Consider the following 22,454-nt stretch of genomic DNA (forward strand, 5'->3'; position numbering starts at 1 on the left):
GTCCTCGTACTGGACGTACTTGGGCTTTCACCCCGTGCGGCGAGAGTGCGTGCCAGGCGTCGCGGGGCAGAAGGGACTTCCGACACACGCCCTAGGCCAGCCGGATCACGTTCCAGGACAGCGGCTCCAGTACGGCGGTGAGGGTGCCGTCCTGGAGCGCGGTGCCCTCGGCCGCGTGCGGGGCGACCCGCTCGGGCTGGTCGAGGGTGTTGCGGGCGTCCGGGTCGGTGTCCGCGAGCACGCTGTGCTCGACGATGCTCGTCAGGTCGAGCCCGTTCAGGGCGACTTCGAGCGGCAGCGCCTCGGTCCGGCTCCGGTTGACCGCGAACACGGTGACCGAGCCGTCCTCGGCGCGGACCGCGGTGGCGTGGAGAAGGTCGGCCTCGCCGTACTTCTTCGTCTCGAACGTCGGCGAGTCGACCCGTACGTCGAGGACCTCGCCGCGGCCGTACCGCGCGGCCTGGGCGAACGGGAAGAAGGTCGTCTGGCGCCAGGCCGGGCCGCCCGGCTCGGTCATGATCGGGGCGATCACGTTGACCAGCTGGGCGAGACAGGCCACGGTGACGCGGTCGGCGTGCCGCAGCAGGGCGACGAGGAGGGAGCCGAAGACGACGGCGTCGAGGACGCTGTAGTTGTCCTCCAGGAGGCGGGGGGCCTCGGGCCAGTCGTCCTGCGCGAACGCCTTGACGCGTGCCTCCGACTCGGGCTGGTACCAGACGTTCCACTCGTCGAAGGAGAGGTTGATCTTCTTCTTCGACTTCAGCGCGGCGCCCACGTGGTCGGCGGTCGCGACGACGTTGTCGATGAACGACTCCATGTCGACGGCCGAGGCGATGAAGGAGTCGATGTCACCGTCCTCGGGCCAGTAGTAGGCGTGCAGGGAGATGTAGTCGACGAGGTCGTACGTCTCCTTCAGGACCGTCGCCTCCCACTCGGCGAAGGTCGGCATGGACTGGCTGGAGGAGCCGCAGGCGACGAGTTCGACGCCCGGGTCGATCTGGCGCATCGCGCGAGCTGTCTCGGCGGCGACCCGGCCGTACTCCTCGGCCGTCTTGTGGCCGGTCTGCCAGGGGCCGTCCATCTCGTTGCCGAGGCACCACAGCCTGATGCCGAAGGGGTCCTTGTCGCCGTGGCTGACGCGCAGGTCGGACAGGGCGGTGCCGCTGTCGTGGTTGGCGTACTCCTGGAGCTCCAGGGCCTCGGCGACGCCCCTCGTACCGAGGTTCACGGCCATCATGGGCTCGGCCTGGGGACCGACCTTGCGGAGGAAGTCGATGTACTCGGAGAGGCCGAAGCGGTTGGTCTCGGTGGAGTGCCAGGCGAGGTCGAGGCGGCGGGGGCGGTCCTCGGCCGGGCCGACCGAGTCCTCCCACTTGTAGCCCGAGACGAAGTTGCCGCCCGGGTAGCGGATGGCGGTGGCGCCGAGCTCGCGGACGAGCTCCAGGACGTCCTGGCGCAGGCCCTTGTCGTCGGCGGTGGGGTGGCCCGGTTCGAAGATGCCGGTGTAGACGCAGCGGCCGAGGTGTTCCACGAAGGAGCCGAAGAGTCGGGGGTTCACCTCACCGACGGTGAAGGCGGGGTCGAGGGTGAAGCGGGCGGCGGTGCTCATGGGGACCTTTCAGGAACGGAGTTGCTGACAACGGGCCAGCCATGAACCCAGCCGAGCCGGTTCAGGCCCAGCTTCGGGGTGCCGTTGTCCTCTGCGTCGTAATAGTGGTAAGCCAGCCAGTCCTGGCCGCGGGTGCGGAAGACCGACTCGCCTCCCGTGCCGATGAACCTGCCATGTCCTGCCAGTAACAGGTCACCGCCGCCCTCCAGCAGCGGCTTGCCCGTGCTGTCGGTGTACGGGCCCGTGATCGTCGTGGACCGTCCGATTCTGATCTTGTACGTGGAGTTCACTCCCGCACAACAGGCGTCGTACGACGCGAAGAGGTAGTAGTAGCGGCCGTGTTTCACGACAGCCGGGCCCTCCACGGCGTACGGGGCGTCCGGGCGGGTCGCCAGGTGGTGGACCGGCGCTCCCGTCAGTGCCTTGCCCGTCCTCGGGTCCAGCTCCACCATGCGGATGCCCGTCCAGTACGAGCCGAACGACATCCAGAGTCTGCCGTCCGCCCGCACGACCGCCGGGTCGATGGCGTTCCAGGAGTCGGTGGTCTCGGACGTGAAGACCTTGCCGCGGTCGGTCCAGGTGCCGGGGAGCCCGCTCGGGGAGGTGGCCACGCCGATCGCGGAGTGGTTGGTGCCCCAGGACGAGACGGCGTAGTAGAGCCAGTACCGGCCCGCGCGGTACGACACGTCCGGCGCCCAGGGATCGCCGGTGCCGTTGTACTCGTACCACCAACTCGGCGGCTCGGCGAAGGCGTTGCCCGCGTCGGTCCAGTGCCGGAGGTCCTTGGAGAGGCGGGCGCCGATCACACCGCCGGTCGAGTACGCCACGTACTGGCCGGACTTCAGCCTCAGGACGCTCGGGTCGTGGATGATCTGCTGGCCGGTGATGGGGAGTGGGTCGGGGTAGGCAGTGTCCGCGCGGGCCGTGGTCGGGAGCAGGCCCATGAGGGCGACGGTCAGGACGGTCGCGAGTCTGAGACGAGTCAACTGCGGCTCCGTAGGTCGGTGTTGGCCCCGCCGGGGGCCGGACACGACTGATGCGGCTCTGCCACTGGCCCCGAGCGCCAAGCCGCCCGACTGGGGGCACGCGACGCCGCCGGATCACGGCCATCGGCAGGGACGGCGGCACGACGCGGCGGAGGCGGACCGGTCGGCCGGCGTTCGGCGACGCCCGCCCGTCCGGCCAACCGAACAAGACCGGCCCGACCCCGCCCCCTCACCACCGCCAAGTCACGACCGCCGACACAACCCACAGCACGACGCGGCCGAAACAGCCCCGTCAGCCGCCGCTCGGTGTTCACTGGCCGGCCAGGCCCGTGTGGGCCACGCCCGCCACGATCTGGCGTTGGAAGAAGACGAACACGATGATCAGCGGCAGGCCCGCCATGAGGCCGCCGGCCATGAGCTGGGCCCACTGGATGCCGTAGGAGTTCATGACGGTCGCGATGCCGTTCGGCATGGTCATCAGGTCGGGGTTGTTGGTCACCATGTAGGGCCACAGGAAGTTGTTCCAGGAGGCGATGAAGGTGAAGATGCCGACCGCGGCGAGGGAGGGCCGGGAGAGCGGGAGGACGATGGTGAAGAAGACCCGCCAGCGGCCCGCGCCGTCGATGAAGGCCGCCTCCTCCAGTTCGCGCGGGATGCCCTGGAAGAACTTGTAGAGGATGTAGACCATCGCGGCGGGCGCGCACTGGGGCAGGATCATGCCCCAGTAGGTGTCGACCATCCCCATCTGCTGGACCGTGGTGAACAGGGGCACGCCCAGGACGGCCGGGGAGACCATCAGGCCCGACATGACGAGACCCATGAGCGCGCTCTTGCCGCGGAACTCGGTGCGGGCGAAGCCGTATCCGGCGAGGGCGCTGACCGCCAGCACGACGGAGGTCACGCAGACCGACACCACCAGGGAGTTGACGAACCAGTTGGTGACGTTGCCGGTCTCCCACAGCGCCTTCCACGCCTGGGCCGTCCACACCTTCGGCAGCCAGTGCGGCGGGATCTCGGCCGCCTCCGCCTCGGACTTGAGCGAGGTGAACAGGGCCGCGGCGATCGGCGCCACGAAGACGGCGGAGACGGCGACGCCGATCAGGGTGAGCACGATCTGGCTCGGCGTCCAGGGCTTGCGGGACTTGAGCCGTATCTGGGTGCTGCTCATCGGGCGCCCTCCTCACGGTTGCGCAGCAGTGTCATCCGTCCGAGGGCGACGGCCGCGATGATCACGAAGAAGATGACGGACATCGCGGAGGCGTAGCCCACGCGGTAGCTGGTGAAGCCCTGTTCGAGGGTGTACTGGACGAAGGCGCGGGTGCTGAGCTCGGGTCCGGGGCCGAAGTCCTGCATCACCACGGCCTGGTCGAAGAGCTGGAGCGAGGCGAGGATCTGGAGCGCGATCACCAGGCCGGTGATGTGGCGCAGCATCGGCAGCGTGATGTGGACCATGCGATGCCAGGCGTTGGCTCCGTCCAGCTTGGCGGCCTCGTAGAGGTGGTCGGGGATGCCCTGGAGTGCGGCGAGGTAGAGCAGGAAGGAGAAGCCGACCGTCCACCACAGGGTGGCGATGACGATGGCGAGCATCGCGTACGACTTGTCGGTCAGCCAGGGGGTGTCGAGTCCGAGGGTCTCGTTGAACAGACCGATCCCCTGCTTGAACAGCCACTCCCACATGTTGCCCACGACCGTCGAGGGCAGCAGGAACGGCACGAAGAAGCACAGCCGCCACACCCATTTGCCGCGCTCGATGTGGTGGGCGAGCATCGCGAGCAGGAAGGCGAGGGCCGTGATGCAGGGGACGACCAGCAGCGTGAAGTACGCGCTGTGGCCGAGCGCGTCCCACATCGCCTGGTCGTGCAGGGCCTCGCGGTAGTTGTCGAGGCCGACGAAACTCGCGCCCTCGCCGGAGATGTTGGCGTCCGTGAAGCTGAGGTAGACACCGCGCAGCAGCGGCCACACCACGAACAGCGCGAACAGCACGAGGAAGGGGGCGACGAACCAGCCCCCGTGCTGGAAGCCCTGCTTGCGGCGCAGGCTCGCGGTGGCGGCGGCGGTCCTGGCGCGCGCCGGCGCCACGGCGGTCTGGGCGCTGGTCGTCATGTGTGCGCTGGTCGTCATGCGACCGCACCTCCCTGCGCGGCGGTCCTGCCGTCCATCGGGTTCTTCGAGGCGAGGAGCTTGGTGAGGTGCTTCTTCATCGTCTGCGCGACCGCGGCGGGCTTCGCGGAGCCCATGGTCGAGGAGACGACGACCGGGCCGAGATCCTGGGCGAGGACGCCGGTGGAGCCCGCGAACCACACCTTGGGCTCGGTGGCCTGGTGGTCCATGGCGCTCACGTACTCGTTCTGCGGGGTGAGCTTCTTGTACGCCTCGGTGGCGAGCGTCGGTGTGTACGCGGGGATGTGGCCGCCGGCCGCCCACTGGAGGGCGTGCCTGACGACGTACGCGGCGAGTTCGTGGGCGCCCTCGTTGGTGGCGCCGCCGCGGTCCGCCTGGTGCGGCAGGACGAAGGCGTGCGACTCGGCGTGGGTGGCCGGCTCGCCGAAGACGGGCGGCAGCGGGGTCGCTCCGTAGTCCAGCTTCGCGCCGGAGAAGACCGGCACCGACCAGTTGCCCTCCCAGGTGAAGGGGGCGCCGTTGATGAACTGCTCTCCGGTGGGGGCGCCGGGGACGACGTACCCGTCGGTGACGTGCTTGCGGAGGAACTCCAGGACCTGGGTGGCCTTGTCGGGGTCGAAGAGGACCTCGGTGTTGCCGTCGTCGAACCACTTGCCGCCGAGCTGGGTGTAGAAGGCGACGAAGAACCACCACTGGAAGTTCTGGTCGTTGGTCCACAGGCCGATCGTCTGGAGGCCCTTCTTCTGGGCGGCCTTGGCCTTCTTCAGGACCTCGAACCACTCGTCGGTGGAGGTGACCGGGATCATCCGGCCGTCGTCGCCGAGCAGGCCCGCCTTGCCCAGCACGTCCTTGCGGTAGAAGCAGAGCTGGACGTGGATGTCGAGCGGGAGGGCGTAGAGCTTGCCGTCGATGACGCCGCGCTTCCACAGGGCGGGGTTGTAGTCCTGCTCGCGCACGCCGTACTCGGCGAGCAGGTCGACGTCCCAGGCGTCCAGGAGGCGGCCGGGCGAGAAGCCGGTGACCCGGCCCATGTGCATGACGCCGAGGTCGGGGGCACGGTTTCCGGCCGCGGCCATGGCGAGCTTGGTGTAGAAGGGGTTGCCCCACTGGAAGGTGGAGTCCTTGACGTCGATGTCCGGGTTGGCCTTCCGGAAGGCGTCCAGCATCGCGATCATGTTGGCGCCGTCGCCGCCGCTGAAGAGGTTCCAGTAGCGCACCCGGGTGTCCGCGCCGGAGGCGAGTGCGTCGGCGCCGGTGCCGAGGGCCGCGAAGCCGAAGCTCGCGGCGACGGTCAGGCCGCCGGCCGCGGCGAGAAGTTGCCTGCGACTCAGGTCAGGTCGTCCCATTGCCTGCCCTTACTGTTCGAGATCTCGAATTGCGCCCGTAACTTCGAACGGGACCGTAAGCAGGAAGCGCTTTCTAGTCAATGGGGTACGCAGCAAAAGAGGATCGCGTGACGGGACAGGGCCGGGCGCGTAGTCTCGAACAGCCCGTCCTGTGGCGGCGGGAGAGCTCAGGGGGTGGGATGGACATCGCGGGCGCGCGCAGAAGTGCGGCCCGGATCGCCTCGGCGCTACGACGCACCCGAGCGACCTCGGCCATGCGCGATCTGGTCTCCCACCTCACCGCCGCGGTCCGGGCCAGACCCCGTCCCCCGGCCGACGTGCCCGAGCTGTGCCGGGCACTGTGCCAGGAGATGAGCGCCCGCCGTGACGGCCGGCCCGTCGATCTGCGCTTCGAGCGGTTCCCGGACGAGATCGCGGTGACCGGGCTGTGGGTGGAGTTCCAGGACTTCGACCTCGTCATCGTGGAGGAGCGGGCCGAGGAGATGCAGCAGCTGGTCATCCTGGGCCATGAGCTGTGGCACCTGCACGCGGGCCACACCCACCATCACGCGGCCGCCGCGAGCGCCCTCGCCGGGCGGCCCGGCTGGGACTCGGTCGCCCTGACGGTGGCCGCCCGCAACGGCTCCCGGGAGGCGGACGAGGCCGAGGCCGACGACTTCGGGCACCGGCTCGCGGCGGCGTTCAGGCCGTTCGTGTCCGACCGGGGCTCCGGCGCCCGGCCCGGCGCGGTCCAGAGAGCCCTCGGCTACCGCGGAGGCGGAGCGCGGTGACACACCCACACCTGGCCGAGGGGACGGTCGGGTCCCTCACCGGTCTGAGCATCCCCTTCTGGCTGCCGGGCCTGGTCCTCGGAGCGGCCCTGGCGATCAAACTGCCCAGCATCGTCAAGCTGTGGCGGGACCCGCTGCTGCGTGCCGTGGGCGGCCTGCTGCTGTTCGCCTGCGCGGTGTTCCTCTTCGCGGCCCCGAGCACCATCGCCTGGACGAACCGGGTCACCGGCGTCCCGAACATCGCCGCGCCCTGGGTGTACACGCTGCTCACCGCGCTCTGCGCGTCCTGGCTGCTGCTGGTCGTGCGCTGGCGCGACGGCCGCGGCGAGCACCAGGCCCGGACACGGCGGGCGACCCGGTGGGTGGTCTGCGTGTACGCGGGTGTGGTCCTCGCGATGTGGGTGCTGTTCGCCCTCGCCGACGTGCCCGTGGAGCGGATCCGGGACCTGGACACCTACTACGCCGGCACGCCGTTCATGCGCGAGCTGATCCTGCTCTACCTGCTCGCGCACACCGTGGCCAGCCTGATCACGTCCGGACTCGTGTGGAACTGGATCCGCACCGCCGGCCTCGACGCCTGGCTGCGCTGGGGGCTGCGGTTCCTCGGGATCGGCTTCGCCACGAACCTGCTCTTCAGCGCCGCCAAGCTCACCGCCATCGTGGCCCGCTGGACCGGGCACGACCTGGACTGGCTGAACACCAACATCGCGCCGGCCGCAGCCTGCGTCGCCGCCACCCTGGTCGCGATCGGCTTCATCGTCCCGCACGCCGGCCAGTACCTCCACGAGCACTGGCTGGTCCGCCGCCGCCACCGCGATCTCAGGGCCCTGTCCCGGCTGATGCGGACCGTCGCGGGCAGCCGCGAGCCGCTCGCCCTGCGCGCCACCGCCGAGATGCGGCTGATCCGCCGCGAGACGTTCATCCGCGACGCGCTCCTGCAGCTGTCCCGGTTCATCGACGAGGACCTGCGCGTCCGCTCCTACGACACCGCCCTCGCCCTCGGCTTCGAGCGCGGCCGGGCCCAGGCCCTCGCCGCCGCCGTGACCATCCTGGACGCCATCGAGGCCGGGCGGCACTCGCCGGACACCGAGGGCGACGGCGACCCCGACACCACCTACCTGCTCCAGGAGATCGCGGCCGTGTCCGAGGCCCTGCGCAGCCCCGACGAGATCAAGGCGGTACGCGCCCGCGCGACCGTCCCGGCAGAGAGCATGTCCGCGCATGACTGAACGCCCCTCCCCCGCGAAAGTCGCCGTCGTCCTCGGGGGATCCCATACCGGCATGCTCGCGGCGGCCGCGCTGACGGGCCTCGCCGACCGGGTGGTCGTGGTGGAGCGCGACGAACTGCCCGAGGGGCCCGCACCACGCAAGGGTCTGCCGCAGGCCCGGCACGCGCACATGCTGTGGTCGGGCGGGGTGGCGGCCATGGAGGAGCTGCTGCCGGGCATCACCGGCGCACTCCTGGCCGCCGGGGCGCGCCGGGCGCCGGTCACGACCGACATGGTCGTCTTCTCGGCACAGGGCTGGTTCCGGCGCTGGCCGGAGTCCCACCACGTGATCCTGGCCGGCCGGGACCTGCTGGACGCCACGATCCGGGCACGGGTCCTCGCGGACGAACGGGTCGAGGTGCTCGGCGGCACGGAGGTGCTGGGGCTGGTGGGGGGCGCGGAGGCCGTCACCGGGGTCCGGGTGCGGGAGGCCGACGGTCAGGAGCGGACCATCGAGGCGGGGACGGTCGTGGACGCCACCGGGCGGGGCTCCGGGACGCCCCGCTGGCTGACGGACCTGGGGCTGCCCGCGCCGGAGCGCCGCGAGGTCGACTCGGGTCTGGCGTACGCGAGCCGCCTCTACCTCGCGCCCGAACAGGCCCGTGACGGCTTCCCCGTCGTCAGCGTCCAGCCCGGCGCCCGGGAAGCCGGACCGGGCCGGTCGGGCTTCCTGCTGCCGATCGAGGACGGCCGCTGGATCGTCACCCTCAACGGCACGCGCGGCGGCGAACCCTCCGCCGCCAACGCCTCGGGCGACGACTTCGTACGGTTCGCCCGCGAGGAACTCAGACATCCACTGATCGGCGACCTGCTCGCCCGCGCCGAGCCGCTGTCCGACGTCGCCTTCACCCGTGCGACCGTCAACCGGCGGTACTTCTACGAGCGGGCTGCGGCCTGGCCGGAGAACCTCACGGTGCTCGGCGACGCGTTGGCCGCGTACAACCCGGTCTACGGGCACGGCCTGGCCGTGGGTGCCCAGAGCGCGCTGATCCTGCGGGACCTGACGCGGCGGCACGGGTTCGGGGCGGCCGGGCTGTCCCGTCGGGTGCAGAAGGCGGTGGCCCGGCCGGTGGGGGCGGCATGGGACCTGGCCACCGGACAGGACGTGTTCTATCCGGGGGCGACGGATGCCGGGCCGACCCTGCGGGACCGGCTCGTGGCCGCGTACGTCTCTCGTCTCATGTACACGGCCACGGGGAACGGGCGGATCGCCCGCCGGGTCACCGACGTCACGTCGCTGGAGCGGCGGGCGGAGGTACTGCTGACGCCGGACGTGCTGCTGGCGGCGGCGGTGGGTCCTTCGAAGCCGGTGCTGACCGAACCGCCGCTGACCGCCGAGGAGTTGAAGAAGGCGGGGCTTCAGTAACGTCCCGGGTGAAGCGCGGTCAGCCTGCGAATGCCCGCTGCTCCAGCCCCTTCCCCGCACCCGGTACCACCAGCAGGGAGCCCGACACCGGATGCGGTGCGTCCAGGCCCACCCGTGCCGTGGTGATGTACAGGTCGGTGAGGTCGGGACCGCCGAAGGCGCACGCGGTGACGCGCGGGGTCGGGAGGGTGATCACCTGGTCCAGTTCACCGTCGGGGGTGTAACGCCGTACCGCTCCCCCGTCCCACAGGGCGACCCAGACACACCCGTCGGCGTCGACCGTGAGCCCGTCGGGGAACCCGGCACCGTCCTCGATCCCGACGAAGGGCCGGCGGCCGGAGACGTGCCCGCGCTCGTGGTCGAGGACGTCGACACGGCGGGTGGGTGAGTCGATGTAGTACATGAGCCGGCCGTCCGGGCTCCAGCCGGTGCCGTTGCTGACGGCCACGTCGTCGAGGACGGTGTGATGCGTGCCGTCACCGGTGATCCGGGACAGTGTGCCGCCGCCCGGGGCCTCGTCGTAGCGCATGGTGCCGGCCCACAGCGAACCGTCGGGGGCGACGGCGGCGTCGTTGGCGCGGCGGCCGGGGACCGGCTCGTGGTGCAGCCAGCGGAAGGTGTCGTCCGGATCCAGTACGGCCACGCCGTCCCGCAGATTCAGCACGAGACCGCCGCCCACGCGCGGCTTGACGGCGCCGATGTGCTGGTCGAGGACGCGGACCGTGCGGTGCCCGGAGAGGGGGTCGTAGGTGTGCAGCCGCGCGCCCAGGATGTCGATCCACAGGAGCCGGTGGCCGTCCCACGTGGGCCCCTCGCCGAGGGTGGCCTCGGCGCGTACGGCGACCTCGTACTTCGTGAGGCGGGTCATCCCACGCTCCGGTGGCCGAGGCGCTCGGACAGCTCGGCGGCGCCCTTGGCGGCGAGCTGCTCCAGTTCGACGCGGCGCTCGTCGCTCCAGCGGATCATCGGCACGGAGATGGAGAGCGCGGCGACGACCTGGCCGGTGCGGTCGCGGACCGGGGCGGCGACGCAGGAGACGTCCGGGTTGGACTCACGGTTCTCGACGGCGACGCCGCGCTGCCGGATCTCGTCGAGGGCCTCGCGCAGAGCGGCCGGGTCGGTGATGCTGTTGGGCGTCATGCCGACCAGCGTGCCGCCCTCCGGGACGCGGGAGGCGAGCTGCGGCTCGGGGAGGGAGGCGAGGAGCATCTTGCCGACGGAGGTGCAGTGCGCGGGCAGCCGCCGCCCCGCGGCCGACACCATCCGCACCGCGTGCGTCGAGTCGACCTTGGCGATGTAGATGACGTCGGTGCCCTCCAGGATCGCCACGTGCACGGTCTCGTCACAGGTCTCGGCGACGGACCGGGCGACCTGCTGCCCCTCGGCGGCGAGGTCCAGCTGCTCGGCGTACCGGCTGCCGAGCTGGTACGGCCGCACTCCGAGCCGGTATCGTCCCGGCTGGCCGGGGACCTGGACGATGTACGACCGGGCGGCGAGAGTGGTCACCAGCTCGTGCACGGTGGTGCGTGGCAGCTGCAGCCTGCGCACGATGTCGGGGGCGGAGAGCGTCCCGTCCCCGTCGAGGAAGAGCTCGAGAATGTCGAGAGCCCGGGTCACGGCAGGTACGAGGCGTCCCACAACCGGCCCCCTCTCTTTGTGTTTAAGGCGTCTGCGTTCGATATTTCAACAGACGATCGGAATGACGAACACAGGCTAGCGACAGGCGCTTTCCTCCGGCAATGGGCATGCGGGGCACGAACTCCGTATCCGGCCCGTTTCCGCAGGAGAGTACGGGTACGGGTCACCGGTACTACTGTAATCGTGTGCGACACGTCACATTGCGTGGTGCGTCCCGGCGACTATGGCTCCAGGGGGTTTCACGGCCTCGCGCCGGCCGGGCTCAGCTGTCCCCCAGCTCCCCCTTCAACCGCCGAGCCCGCAACACCAGCTCCAGCTCGAACCGCCGGTCCGGATTGTCGATCTCGTCCCCCCACAGCTCCCGGATCTGGCGAAGCCGGTACCGGACCGTCTGTGGGTGGACCCCCAGCCGGGCCGCCACCTCCGGCGCCCCGCCCCTGGTCTCCAGCCACGCCAGCAGCGTTTCCGCGAGGCGGCGGCCGTGGGTGGGGCCGCAGTGCCGGAGGGGGGCCAGGCAGCGCAGGGCCAGGTCGTCTATAAGCTCCTCCGGTTGCAGCAGCACCAGCGCCTCGGTGTGTTCGGTGCAGTACAGGACGTCCCCGGCGGGGAGCAGGTCGCGTTCCATCAGGCGTACGGCAGCCTCGGCCCAGCGCAGCGACTTCGCCGCGTCGGAGAGCGGGACCGGGGGGCCTATCGCGCCCGCCCAGCCGGTCAGGGCCCGGTGCAGGAGTTCGGGGCGGCCTGCAGCGTCCGGTTCCGGTACGACCATGCGGGGCTGTTCGTAGTCCATGTCCAGGAGGACTCCCTGGCCCACCGCGGGGGGCACCGCTTCCCGGGCCGGGCGGAGGAGGACGCCCACCGCCACCTTCGTCGGGAGGGGCCAGCCTATGCGGGCCGCCCGTTCCGTGAGCGCCTCCGCAGGGTCGCCCCGGTGGCGTTCGGCCAGCAGCAACTCCATCAGGCGGCGCTGGAGGCGGAGGCGTTCGCCCGCCTGGCGAGCCGCCGCCTCCGCGTAGCCCCGGACCGACTGGTCCACCAGGCCGTCGAGGTACTCGTAGCCCGCGTCGACCAGCTCGTACATCGCAGGCGGCGGGATCTCCACGCGCTGGCCGATGTCGGCGAAACGGCGCCAGGCCAGGCGTACGCCCATGCGGTAGATCGCCTGCAACGAGTCAAGGCTCCGGCCGTTCAGGCCCTCGCCCCTGCCGAACTCCTGGAAGACACCCGGGGGGACCGACGGGCGGCCCTCCGCCGTCTCCAGGTGCTGGACGAAGACCTCGATCGCGCGGCGGATGCCGACCAGGGCCATCGGTTCGCCGGACTCGTCCAGGACCACCGGCAGATGGGGATACTCGCGGCGGATCTCGCGCAGGATCTCCTCCGCGAGGGCCGGTGCCTCGGACATGGCGATGGCCGCGAAGCGGCGGACCTGGAGGCGAGGGACGTCGTGCCAGGCCGAGCGGGCGTTCACGGCTGCCGGGCGGGCGGCCACGCGTCAACTCCCCTGGTCCGCTTGCTCGTAGGTGATCAGGGGGGTGTTGGGCTGCTCGGGCGTCGCCTCCAGCAACGCGACGATGCCGAGCGCGGCACCCAGGGCGAGCAAAGCGGCGACCACGACGGTCAGCGCGGCGGCGAGCAGTCTGGACATCGCAGGGGCAGCCTCTCTGAGCGGCTTCGGTCCGGCGTACGTCCCCACCCGGGACCCACCTGGCCATGCATCCCGGTACCCACCCTGCCTGTCGGCCCAGTCTCGACACCTCACTGACAATCCGTCAAGACATTGACACCCGGTGCCAAGACGCCTACGGTCTCCGGCCCATAGAGCGGCCCGAACTCCGTCAACTCACGCCCCAGGAGTGTCCGGATGCGCCGTACAGCCTCTCCAATCTCCCTGATTCTGCTGGGACTCGGCACGTTTCTGCTGGTACTGGCGCCGCTGCTTGCGTGGTACGTGGCCCCGCGAGCGGCCGTGAATCCGATCGACATCGACCAGACCGCGGTCTACCGCGGCACAGGCAGCGTCTTCGACACCGAGGAACTGGAGACGGTTCCCGGGCAGCGGATCACCGTGACCCAGCGGGTGCGCGGCGACGTCGAGGCCAGCGAGCGCAGCGGCCGGGCCGCGGTGTGGGACGTGACCACCACCGTCGACACCGACAAGACGCTGCCGGCTGCCGACCCGCACGACGCACTGGAGTTCGTCCCGCACCGCTGGGTCATGGACCGGAAGACCACCAGGCCGGTGCACTGCTGCGGCGAGAAGCCGTACATCGAGGGCGAGGCCTATCTGAAGTTCCCCTTCGACGTGCAGCGACGCTCCTACCAGTGGTGGGACAACTCCCTGGGTTCAACAGTGACCTTGCGTTACCAGGGTACGAAGAAGGTTCAGGGGTACACGGGTTACCGGTTCACCGGCACGGTCGCCCCGACGAAGACCGGGACACGGCTCGTGCCGGGCACGATCGTGGACGAGCCCGACCGGCCGCAGGTGCTGGCCGAGGAGTGGTACTCCAACCACGGCATCGAGCTGGTCGTCGACCAGCGCACCGGCCGGGTCGTCTACGCACAGGTGGGCCCCAAGCGCACCCTACGGGCCCCCGGCGCGAAGAAGGACGCCGTGGTCCTGTTGGACAGCCGGAAGATCTCCTTCACCACCGCGACGCAGAAGGAGGCCGTGCGGCTGGCCGAGCGGGACAGTGGCCAACTGCGCGCCGTGGGCGAGACGTTGCCGGTCGGGGCGGCTGTGGCCGGTTTCGTACTGACGGCCGTGGGGGGCGTTTTGGTGGTACGGGGACGCAGGCGCCCCGAGTCCACCGATATGAACGGTACGCCCCAGCCTGTCCTCACGATGTGACTGGACGTCAGCTCTAATAACGCCGGAAATTGTCACGTGGGTGAGTAGCCACGGCGATCGGGTGGGCGAAAACTGTGCCACCCCACCCGAGCACAACCCGTCCACACCACCCTCCTAGGAAACGCTCAGTCCCCCCACAACCAGCCTGAAAGTCAATGCTGAGTTCCGCACCCTGAGACGAGTTGGAGCACCCATGCCCCAGCACGTGCCCCACCCGCTGCACACGCCTCCCCAGGCGTCGCAGCGGCAACCCTCACCGCACAGCTCGCAGCACCGTTCGGCGCTTCCCCCACCACCACGCCGAATCGTTTTTCTCGCCCATCGTGACCTCGACAACCCGGCCGCCGGCGGCTCCGAACTGCTCGTCGACCGGCTCGCCGAAGGACTGACCCGGCTCGGCCACCAGGTGACCCTGCTGTGCGGCGGGCCCGCCTCCTACCGGGACTACCGGGTCGTGTCGGCGGGCGGCGAGTTCGGCCACTACCTGCGCGCCCGTACGGCCTTCGCCCGCCAGGTCGGCGAGACCGACCTGCTGGTCGAGGTGTGCAACGGCATGCCGTACCTCGCGCCCCTGTGGCACCGCGGCCCCACCCTGTGCCTGGTCAACCATGTGCACACCGACCTGTGGAAGATGCGGTTCGGCGGGCCCCTCGCGCCGGCCGCGCGGATCGGCCGAAGACTCGAACACTGGGCACTGGCCGGTGCGGCGGCCCGGCACCGGAATCTGCTGGTCGCCGTATCTCCGTCGACAGCACACGCGCTGCGCGCGATCGGTGTCGAACGGGACCGTATCCGGGTCGTGCACAACGGGGTCGAGGAGCCGGAGCCACTCACTCGGCGCTCGCCGGAACCGCTGTTCGTGGCCGTGGGCCGGCTGGTCGAGTACAAGCGGATCGATCTGCTGCTTCGGCTTTGGGAGCGGGTGCGGCCCGTGACCGGCGGTCGGCTGGTGATCGTCGGGGACGGCCCCGAGCGGCCACGTCTGGAGCAACTCGCCGGTCCCGGTGTGGAGTTCACCGGCCACGTCTCCGAGGCGGAGAAGCATCGGCTGCTGTGCGAGGCGTGGTTGCTGCTTCATCCCTCGGCCGTTGAAGGGTGGGGACTGGTCGTCACCGAGGCCGCGACTCGGCAGACGCCGACCATCGCCTTCGATGTGCCCGGGCTGCGGGATTCCGTCGTGGACGGCGAGACGGGGGTTCTGGCGCAGGGCGAGTCCTCCTTCGCCGCTGCCTGGTGCACGCTTGCCCTGTCGGGACATCGCCGCGAAGTGATGGGCAAGGCTGCTCGTGATCGCGCTGCTCGGTACCGCTGGCACCGTACTGTCAGACAGTTCCGTGCCGTCGCCGCCGAGGCGGTGAGGGGCTGGGGGCCGTGAGGCGGCTGCCGGTTCGTCGTGGCTGGCCGCGCCCACGCGGCGGAGCCGCACAGGTCACGGCCCCGCGCCCCCGGACAATCAGGGACCCCTCGTTTCGACGTTCCGTCACTCTGTTCAGGGCCTTCATGCGTGAGCAGGACGACCCCGTGTCCTGCTACTCACTCCTCGCCCGTGACGCCGTCGATCAAGTCGAGGCGTACGACGGTCCCGTCGCCGGTCGTACCGTCGTCGATGTCGGTGGTGGGAGCGGGTACTTCACCCAGGAGTTCCGCAGACGTGGTGCCGACGCGTTTCTCTTCGAGCCCGATCCCACCGAACTGGGGGAGAAACCGCCCGACTCCACCGTGATCGCCGACGGCTACCTGCTCCCCCTGCGGGACGCCTCCGCGGACGTCACCTTCTCCTCCAACGTGCTGGAGCATGTGGCCGATCCGCAGACCTTTCTCAGTGAGCTCATCCGGGTCACCCGGCCCGGTGGACTGATCTACGTGTCGTTCACCAACTGGCTGTCCCCATGGGGCGGTCACGAGTGGGCGCCCTGGCACTACCTGGGTGCCGAGCGGGCCAGGGCCCGCTATCGGCGCCGTACCGGAAAGGCCGCCAAGCACACCCTCGGCGAGAACCTGTTCGCCGTGCACATCGGCCCGACCCTGCGGCAGGTGCGTGCCCGGGACGACGTCACGGTCGTCTCGGCGCGCTCCCGCTACTGGCCGATCCTCGCGGAGACCGTCGTACGGGCTCCGGGGATCCGTGAGGTGGCCACCTGGAACCTCCTCCTCATTCTCCGGCGGTGTCCACCATGACGACGTCCACGGTCCAGGCCCCTCCTCCGGCAGCCGTCCCCAGCACCGCGATCATGTCGGGCCCGCCGGAGGGCCCCCGGTCGCGGCGCTGGCTGCTGGGGTTCTGGGCCGTGGTCTTCGTGCTGTTCCTCGCGGTGCACCCGGGCCGGCAGACCTTCGACACCAAGCTGGGCGTCACCGTCGATCCGGGCCGGTTCCTCGCCGATCTGGGGCAGTTGTGGCACGACCAGGGCTCCTTCGGCGGGATTCAGGACCAGTACGTCGGCTATCTGTGGCCGATGCTGCCGTTCTACTGGCTGGGCCACGCTCTCCAGTTGCCGGTGTGGCTGGTGGAGCGGCTGTGGCTGTCGCTGGTCGTGTCGGTCGCCTTCTGGGGCGCGCTCAGGCTGGCCGAGCGGCTGCGCATCGGCAACGGACCGGGAAGGCTGCTCGCCGCCGTCGCGTACGCGCTGTGGCCGACCTTCACGATCGTCGTCGGCTCGACCTCCGCCGCCGCGCTGCCCGGCGCCTTTCTGCCCTGGGTGCTGCTGCCGCTGACCAACGAGCGCTACAGCGCCCGGATCGCCGCCCTGCGCTCGGCGCTGATCATCCCGTTCATGGGCGGGGTCAACGCTGCCTCGACCCTGGCGTGTCTGCTTCCGGTCGGGCTGTATCTGCTCTCCCGGCCGCCCGGACCCCGTCAGCGCAAGCTGATCGCCTGGTGGGTGCCGGGGGTGATCCTGGCGACCGCCTGGTGGGTGATCCCGCTGCTGCTGCTCGGCCTCTACGGCGAGAACTTCTTGCCGTACGTCGAGAGCGCGCGGACCACGACCGAGACGATGTCGGCGACGGAGGCCCTGCGCGGTGCCGGGAACTGGGTCGCCTATCTGCATCTGGGGCAGGCGTGGCTGCCGGCCGGCTGGACCGTGGCCTCCTCGGTGATCGTGATCCTCTGCTCGGCGTTCGCGGCCGGGCTCGGTCTCGCGGGCCTCGCGCGGCGGGACATGCCGGAGCGGCGGTGGCTGGTGCTGACCGTGCTGACGGCCGTCCTGGTGCTGCTCGCGGGGTACGGCGGCGCGTTCGGCGCCCCCTTCCACGGACTGGTGCAGGACTGGCTGAACGGCGGTCTCGCCCCCTTCCGCAACATCTACAAGTTCCAGCCGGGGCTGGCACTCGCGCTGGTGCTGGGCCTCGCCCATCTGGTGGGGGTGGCCGCCGAGCCGCGCGGGGCACGTGCGATCAGAGGCCGCCGGTACGCCCCGCTGATCGCGGCGGTCCTCGTCCTGCCCGGACTGATGTGGCCGTATCTCAACGGCTCGATCCTGAACCCGGGTTCCTTCCAGCAGCTGCCCACGTACTGGCAGTCCACGGCCGACTGGCTGGACAAGTACTCCCCCGACTCGCGCGCCCTCGTCGTCCCCGCGACCGCGCACGGCATCTACACCTGGGGCTCCCCCATCGATCAGCCCCTCGACGTCCTCGCCGAGTCCCGCTGGGCGCAACGGGACTACGTCCCCTTCGGCACCCCCGGCAACCGGCGTGTGACGGACGCGGTCGAGCAGGCGCTGATGACGGGCGGTGAAATCCCGGGCCTGGCCGACTACTTGAGCCGTGCCGGGGTCTACTACGTCGTCGTCCGCAACGACCTCGACCCGGACCAGATCGGCACCGTGTCGTCCTCGGTCGTCAAGCGGGCCCTGGAACAGTCCGGCTACGAGCGGGTGACGGGCCTCGGGCCGCTCATGACGGGCGGGAAGATCGCGCACGACACCCCGCTCCAGATCGAGGGGCTGTACCCGAGGCAGCGGGCGGTGGAGATCTTCCGGCCGGTGGAGTCCTCGGGCGTACCCCGGCCCGGACAGGCCGGCCTGCTGCCGGTCGCCGACACGGCCCAGGTGTCAGGCGGCCCCGAGGCCCTGCTGCCGCTGGCCACTCAACTACGCGGCAGGCCGACGGTGTTGACCGGCGACAACCATCCCGGACTCGGCACCCCACCGCTCCAGATCGCAGGCGACGGACTCCGGCGCGCGGACACCCGGTTCGGGCTCGTCAACGCCAACACCTCCTACACGTACACGAGCGACGAGCGGAACGCCTCCGGGGCCGCCCAGGACGCCGGTGAGCAACCGCACCAGATCCTGCCGACCAAGGGCCTCGCCCACCAGACGGTGGCCGAACTGCGCGGTGCCCGCTCGGTGACGGCGTCGTCGTACGGCAACTGGCTTTTCCACCTGCCCCAGTTCGACCCGGTGGGCGCCTTCGACGGCAACCCGGACACCGCGTGGGCGGAGGGCGTCGCGGGCTCACCGAACGGGCAGTGGCTGCGGATCGGCTTCTCGGATCCCGCGTACGACATGCCTTCCTCGTTCAAGGTGACGCCGTTGCCGCAGGAGAGCGTGCGGTCGGCGGCGACGAAGGTGCGGGTGGAGACGGAGCGGGGGTCGCGGACCAGCTTCCTGCGCGCGGACGGATCGACCCAGAGCATCAAGGCACCGCCCGGGGCCACGAGTTGGATGAAGCTGACGATCGTCGACTCGGTGGCACGCCGGACCGGGCTCGCCGGTGCCGGGTTCTCCGAGATCGACCTGCCGGACGTGCAGGTGACCAGGCTGCTGCGGCTGCCGACCGACGCCGACGGTTCGGACTCCGCCGCCGAGGTCGTCTCCCTGCACCGGGTGCCCGACCCGGCCGGGATCTCCCCCACCGGCACCGAGGCGGGCCTGCACCGCCGCTTCGACACGGCGTCCGCGGGGACGTACTCGATGAAGGCGAACGCGGTGCCGGTGACCGGGGAGGAACTCGACCGGCTGCTGTACGAGGTCGCACCCGACCAGCGCAACCGCATCACGGCGACCGCCGACTCCACGGCCACCCTCGGCACGGGCCTGTCCGCCCGCAACCTCACCGACGGTGACCTCACGACGGCCTGGATCGCGGGTGACCGCCCGACGATCCATCTGCGCTGGAACGGCGAACAGCCGGTAGGAGAAGTGGTGTTGGCCCCCGCGGGCGGCCTGTCCGCCCGCCCCACCGAGGTCGACATCAGCTCGCCCGACGGGGCCACGATCGCCGGTGTCGACGAGAACGGCGCGGTGCGGTTCCCGCCGATCACCACCGACCGCCTCGACATCACGATCACCAAGACGGCCCCGCTGACCCTGCACAACCCGGTCGCCGACGAGGACCTCCAACTCCCGGTGGGCCTCACGGAGGCGTACATCCCGGCCCTCGACCAGTACCGGACCCCGCAGCCGAAGGCCACCCGGAAGTTCTCCCTGCCGTGCGGACAGGGGCCGGTGGTGGCGGTCGACGGAAAGCTGTACCAGACGGGCGTCTCGGGCCGGATCCGCGACCTGACCGACCGTCGTCAGGTGGCGGTGACGCTGTGTCAGGGTGGGCGTGCTGACGCCGAGTTGTCCCTCTCCTCCGGCGAGCACCTGGTCGAGGGCGGCGACGCGAGCCCGCTCGCCCTGACCGACATCACGCTGACCCGCGGCACGATCGCCGAACCGACCTCGCTCACACGGGAGTTGCGGATCCGGGACTGGCTGGGTGACAGGCGCGAGCTGACCGTGGGGTCGGGGGCGGCCTCGTACCTCACGACGTACGAGAACTACAACGACGGCTGGAAGGCCACCCTGAACGGCAAGTCGCTGTCCCCGCTACGGCTGGACGGCTGGCAGCAGGGCTGGCGGATCCCCGCCGGCGCGGGCGGCACGGTGAAGCTGTCGTACGAGCCCGCGACGACGTACGACGGCGCGCTGATCGGCAGCGGGGTGGCACTGGCGGTGCTGGTGGGCCTGGTGCTGTGGCGCCGACGGGCCCCCAACCCCGACGACCCGCAACGGGTGCCTCCGGAGCCGGGGGTGTGGCTCGGGGTGGTGGCGCTCACGGTGGTGGGTGTGGTGATCGCGGGCTGGTTCGCGTTGCTGGTCCCGGCTTTGGCGCTGGTCGCGTACCGGCGTCACGCGGTGCTGGTGCCGATTGCCTTCGTCGCACTGGCCGGGGCGGGGATCGCCGCGGCGACGGGGGCGGGTGAGCCGGTGGGCGCGTCGGAGGGCGCCTTCGGACACGCGGCCCAACTGCTCGCACTGGTCGGATTGTTCGGGGCGCTGGTGAGTGTCCGCGAGCGCGAGGAGCCCCCCGATTCCGAGGCACCCACACAGCAACTGCCGCCGGTCGAGGTGAGCAAGGGGAGGGCGGAACCGACATGACCCCACCGACACGCATCCCGTTCCCCGTGGTCGACGAGGTCTCCCGCCACTGCCTCCAGGAGGAGGAACCGGAGACGGTCCACATCGAGGTGCATCTGCCGGGGCGCCTGGACCAGTCCCGGCTGAGGAAGGCGTTCCTGGAGGCCCTTCACCGGCATCCACGGATTCTGATGCGGGAGGTACCGGGGGGTTGGTACCGCCGCCGCTACGAGTGGGAACTGACGGCGGAACCGGATGTGGAGGTGGTGAGTTTCCCGACGCCGGGGAGGAATGGGCTGCGGGACGCGAGGACTCGTGCTCTGACGAAGGCACCCCCACTGTCACTGTCACCGCCGATACGTGTGGAGGTAGTGGAAGGAGGCCCCGCAGAGGGCAGCGAGGCCACAGATCTGGTCGGACTGCACCCACCCCGTAAGGGGCGCGGGGCCGAGTCGAACAGCGGCTCCGCCGCGGGGCGCGACCAGCCACAACGCACCCGCACCCGAAACACAACCGTCCTCTTCCTCACCATCAACCACACAGCCCTGGACGGCCCCGCCTGCCTCCGCATCCTCGCCACAGCCTCAGAAATCTACGGCGGCAAGGACAACTCGCCGACACCGGCGCCCACCCGCCCACAAGAACCCCCCGCTCCCCCCGAGAACACCCCCTCCAACTGGACCCGCCCAGCCCGCGTAGCGCAAGGCGCCCCAGAACACTCCCCCGGCAACGGCCTCCTCGTCACCGAACTCCCCCTCCCCCACCGCCCCAAGGGCTCCCCCTACACGGTCAACGACCAGCTCATGGTCACCACCGCCCTGACGATCGCCCACTGGAACAGAGAACACGGCGCGATCCCCCGCCCGCTCCGCATCACCATGCCCGTGGACGACCGCCCGAGGGACACCACGATGCCGATAGGAAACGGCACCCGCCTGGTGGAAGTCCCGTTCTCCCCACAGGAGTTGACACCCGCCCCCGAGGACATGCCGGACCTCCTGCGCCGCACGGCACAACGAACCCGCGCCCTCAAATCCCTCACCCGCCCCCAACTCGGCCACGGCGCAAGCCTGCTCACCGCCCCGGTCACCCCGGTGGCCTGGCGGGCAGCCCTCACCCGCGGTCTGCGCACAGCCGCCGCCCCCTGGACCTCCACCACCCTCCTCAGCAACATCGGCCGCGTCCCGTACCCGCTGGACTTCGGCGAGGAGGCCGGCCGCGCGCACGCGGTGTGGTTCTCGGCGCCCGCCAGGATGCCCCGCGGCCTCACGGTCACGACCGCCTCGACGGCCGGCCGGCTGCACCTCGCCCTGCGCTGGTCACGGGCCCTGCTCGGTCATGGCGACGGCGCCCATCTGCGGGACCTGTTCGAGCACTACCTGCACACCACGGAGGTGGCCCCGTGAACACCACCGCCCCCACACGCCGAAGCGGCCTCCGTGACTTCTACGAGGACCCCACCGTCCCCGTCGCCTCCGGCAGCCCCCGTTCCCTCCGGCAGGCCCGCATGCTGGCCACGGCCCTCAAGGGCACCGGAGCGCCCCCGGGCACCGTCCTCGACATCGGCTGCGGCGACGGCACCGCCGCCGCCACCGCGGCCCCGTTCCTCACCGGCCACAGGATCGTCGGCGTCGACTGGTCCCAGGACGCCCTCCGCCGCGCCCGCACCCGGCTGTCGTACGCCGTCCGAGGCGAACTGACCGGCCCGGGGCTGCCGTTCGCGACCGGCTCCGTCGACGCCGTGCTGTTCAGCGAGGTCGTCGAGCACCTCGTCGACCCGGATTCCGCGCTCGACGAGATCCGCCGCATCCTGCGCCCGGGAGGTCATCTCATGCTGTCCACACCGAACCTGGCCGCCTGGTACAACCGCGGACTGCTGCTGGCCGGCGTCCAGCCCGTGTTCTCGGAGGTGAGCCTGCGGGCGATCCACGGCAGGCCGGGGCGGGAGGTCGTAGGGCATCTGCGCCTGTACACGGCCCGTGCGCTGCGGGAGTTCGTCACGGCGGCCGGCTTCGAGGTCGTACGACTGGAAGGGGCCCCCTTCCACGGCGTGCCGCGCCCGCTGCGCGCACTGGACCGGCTGGCGTGTGCCAGACCGTCCCTCGCGTCGATCCTGCTGCTGCATGCGCGAAAGACGTAGGGGGCC

The 22,454-nt window shown here is 70.8% G+C and carries 18 protein-coding genes; 9 read left to right on the forward strand and 9 right to left on the reverse strand.

Going from position 1 to position 22,454, the window contains the following annotated elements:
- Positions 1 to 91: 91 nt before the first annotated feature.
- The 5 genes from ACI2L1_RS38155 to ACI2L1_RS38175 form a co-directional block, all read right to left on the reverse strand.
- Positions 92 to 1,609, reverse strand: a complete 1,518-nt coding sequence (locus tag ACI2L1_RS38155) for an alpha-N-arabinofuranosidase (RefSeq protein WP_404744036.1) — start codon at positions 1,607 to 1,609, stop codon at positions 92 to 94.
- Entirely contained in the window at positions 1,606 to 2,595 is a 990-nt protein-coding gene (locus ACI2L1_RS38160; protein WP_404744037.1) for an arabinan endo-1,5-alpha-L-arabinosidase, read from the reverse strand. The genes ACI2L1_RS38155 and ACI2L1_RS38160 overlap by 4 nt, the downstream gene beginning before the upstream one ends.
- A gap of 310 nt (positions 2,596 to 2,905) precedes the next feature.
- Positions 2,906 to 3,763 carry a carbohydrate ABC transporter permease gene (locus ACI2L1_RS38165; RefSeq protein ID WP_404744038.1) on the reverse strand — a complete coding sequence of 286 codons (858 nt, stop codon included), beginning with the start codon at positions 3,761 to 3,763 and terminating at the stop codon, positions 2,906 to 2,908.
- The gene (locus tag ACI2L1_RS38170; protein ID WP_404744090.1) at positions 3,760 to 4,698 is read right to left on the reverse strand and encodes a carbohydrate ABC transporter permease; all 939 of its coding nucleotides are present in this window, start codon (positions 4,696 to 4,698) and stop codon (positions 3,760 to 3,762) included. Before ACI2L1_RS38170 ends, ACI2L1_RS38165 begins: the two co-directional genes overlap by 4 nt.
- 14 nt (positions 4,699 to 4,712) lie before the next feature.
- Positions 4,713 to 6,062: an extracellular solute-binding protein gene (locus ACI2L1_RS38175; RefSeq protein WP_404744039.1), complete on the reverse strand. Its 1,350-nt coding sequence runs from the start codon at positions 6,060 to 6,062 to the stop codon at positions 4,713 to 4,715.
- A 179-nt stretch (positions 6,063 to 6,241) separates the two neighbouring features.
- Here ACI2L1_RS38175 and ACI2L1_RS38180 point away from each other — a divergent pair, with 179 nt between their 5' ends.
- Genes ACI2L1_RS38180 through ACI2L1_RS38190 form a run of 3 tightly spaced genes read left to right on the forward strand, consistent with a single transcriptional unit; the run spans position 6,242 to position 9,466 of the window.
- Positions 6,242 to 6,832, forward strand: coding sequence for a toxin-antitoxin system, toxin component family protein (locus ACI2L1_RS38180; RefSeq protein WP_404744040.1), 591 nt, complete (start codon positions 6,242 to 6,244; stop codon positions 6,830 to 6,832).
- Complete coding sequence (locus ACI2L1_RS38185; RefSeq protein ID WP_404744041.1) at positions 6,829 to 8,061, forward strand: MAB_1171c family putative transporter; 1,233 nt, start codon at positions 6,829 to 6,831, stop codon at positions 8,059 to 8,061. Before ACI2L1_RS38180 ends, ACI2L1_RS38185 begins: the two co-directional genes overlap by 4 nt.
- A complete protein-coding gene (locus ACI2L1_RS38190; RefSeq protein WP_404744042.1) occupies positions 8,054 to 9,466 on the forward strand; it encodes an NAD(P)/FAD-dependent oxidoreductase in 1,413 nt (470 codons plus the stop codon). Before ACI2L1_RS38185 ends, ACI2L1_RS38190 begins: the two co-directional genes overlap by 8 nt.
- Before the next feature lie 19 nt (positions 9,467 to 9,485).
- Here the strand turns inward: ACI2L1_RS38190 and ACI2L1_RS38195 are convergent, their stop codons facing one another.
- The 4 genes from ACI2L1_RS38195 to ACI2L1_RS38210 all read right to left on the reverse strand — a co-directional run bounded on the left by ACI2L1_RS38195 (position 9,486) and on the right by ACI2L1_RS38210 (position 12,752).
- A complete protein-coding gene (locus ACI2L1_RS38195; protein WP_404744043.1) occupies positions 9,486 to 10,334 on the reverse strand; it encodes an SMP-30/gluconolactonase/LRE family protein in 849 nt (282 codons plus the stop codon).
- The gene (locus ACI2L1_RS38200; protein WP_404744044.1) at positions 10,331 to 11,104 is read right to left on the reverse strand and encodes an IclR family transcriptional regulator; all 774 of its coding nucleotides are present in this window, start codon (positions 11,102 to 11,104) and stop codon (positions 10,331 to 10,333) included. Before ACI2L1_RS38200 ends, ACI2L1_RS38195 begins: the two co-directional genes overlap by 4 nt.
- 262 nt (positions 11,105 to 11,366) lie before the next feature.
- Complete coding sequence (locus ACI2L1_RS38205; protein WP_404744045.1) at positions 11,367 to 12,596, reverse strand: PucR family transcriptional regulator; 1,230 nt, start codon at positions 12,594 to 12,596, stop codon at positions 11,367 to 11,369.
- Between the two features lie 3 nt (positions 12,597 to 12,599).
- Positions 12,600 to 12,752 (reverse strand): hypothetical protein, encoded by a 153-nt coding sequence (locus tag ACI2L1_RS38210; protein ID WP_174269114.1) that lies wholly within the window; start codon positions 12,750 to 12,752, stop codon positions 12,600 to 12,602.
- A gap of 216 nt (positions 12,753 to 12,968) precedes the next feature.
- Here ACI2L1_RS38210 and ACI2L1_RS38215 point away from each other — a divergent pair, with 216 nt between their 5' ends.
- From ACI2L1_RS38215 to ACI2L1_RS38240, 6 genes are all read left to right on the forward strand, one after another.
- Entirely contained in the window at positions 12,969 to 13,958 is a 990-nt protein-coding gene (locus ACI2L1_RS38215) for a DUF3068 domain-containing protein (RefSeq protein ID WP_404744046.1), read from the forward strand.
- A gap of 193 nt (positions 13,959 to 14,151) precedes the next feature.
- Positions 14,152 to 15,333 carry a glycosyltransferase family 4 protein gene (locus ACI2L1_RS38220; protein ID WP_404744047.1) on the forward strand — a complete coding sequence of 394 codons (1,182 nt, stop codon included), beginning with the start codon at positions 14,152 to 14,154 and terminating at the stop codon, positions 15,331 to 15,333.
- Positions 15,334 to 15,458: 125 nt separating this feature from the next.
- Positions 15,459 to 16,136: a class I SAM-dependent methyltransferase gene (locus ACI2L1_RS38225; RefSeq protein WP_404744048.1), complete on the forward strand. Its 678-nt coding sequence runs from the start codon at positions 15,459 to 15,461 to the stop codon at positions 16,134 to 16,136.
- Positions 16,133 to 20,329, forward strand: a complete 4,197-nt coding sequence (locus ACI2L1_RS38230) for an alpha-(1->3)-arabinofuranosyltransferase family protein (protein WP_404744049.1) — start codon at positions 16,133 to 16,135, stop codon at positions 20,327 to 20,329. Before ACI2L1_RS38225 ends, ACI2L1_RS38230 begins: the two co-directional genes overlap by 4 nt.
- Positions 20,326 to 21,714 (forward strand): condensation protein, encoded by a 1,389-nt coding sequence (locus ACI2L1_RS38235; RefSeq protein ID WP_404744050.1) that lies wholly within the window; start codon positions 20,326 to 20,328, stop codon positions 21,712 to 21,714. The genes ACI2L1_RS38230 and ACI2L1_RS38235 overlap by 4 nt, the downstream gene beginning before the upstream one ends.
- A complete protein-coding gene (locus tag ACI2L1_RS38240; RefSeq protein WP_404744051.1) occupies positions 21,711 to 22,448 on the forward strand; it encodes a methyltransferase domain-containing protein in 738 nt (245 codons plus the stop codon). Before ACI2L1_RS38235 ends, ACI2L1_RS38240 begins: the two co-directional genes overlap by 4 nt.
- Positions 22,449 to 22,454 lie beyond the last annotated feature (6 nt).

Origin of the sequence: Streptomyces sp. NPDC019531 (genome assembly GCF_044903305.1) — a bacterium.
In the GTDB taxonomy this organism is placed as follows: domain Bacteria; phylum Actinomycetota; class Actinomycetes; order Streptomycetales; family Streptomycetaceae; genus Streptomyces.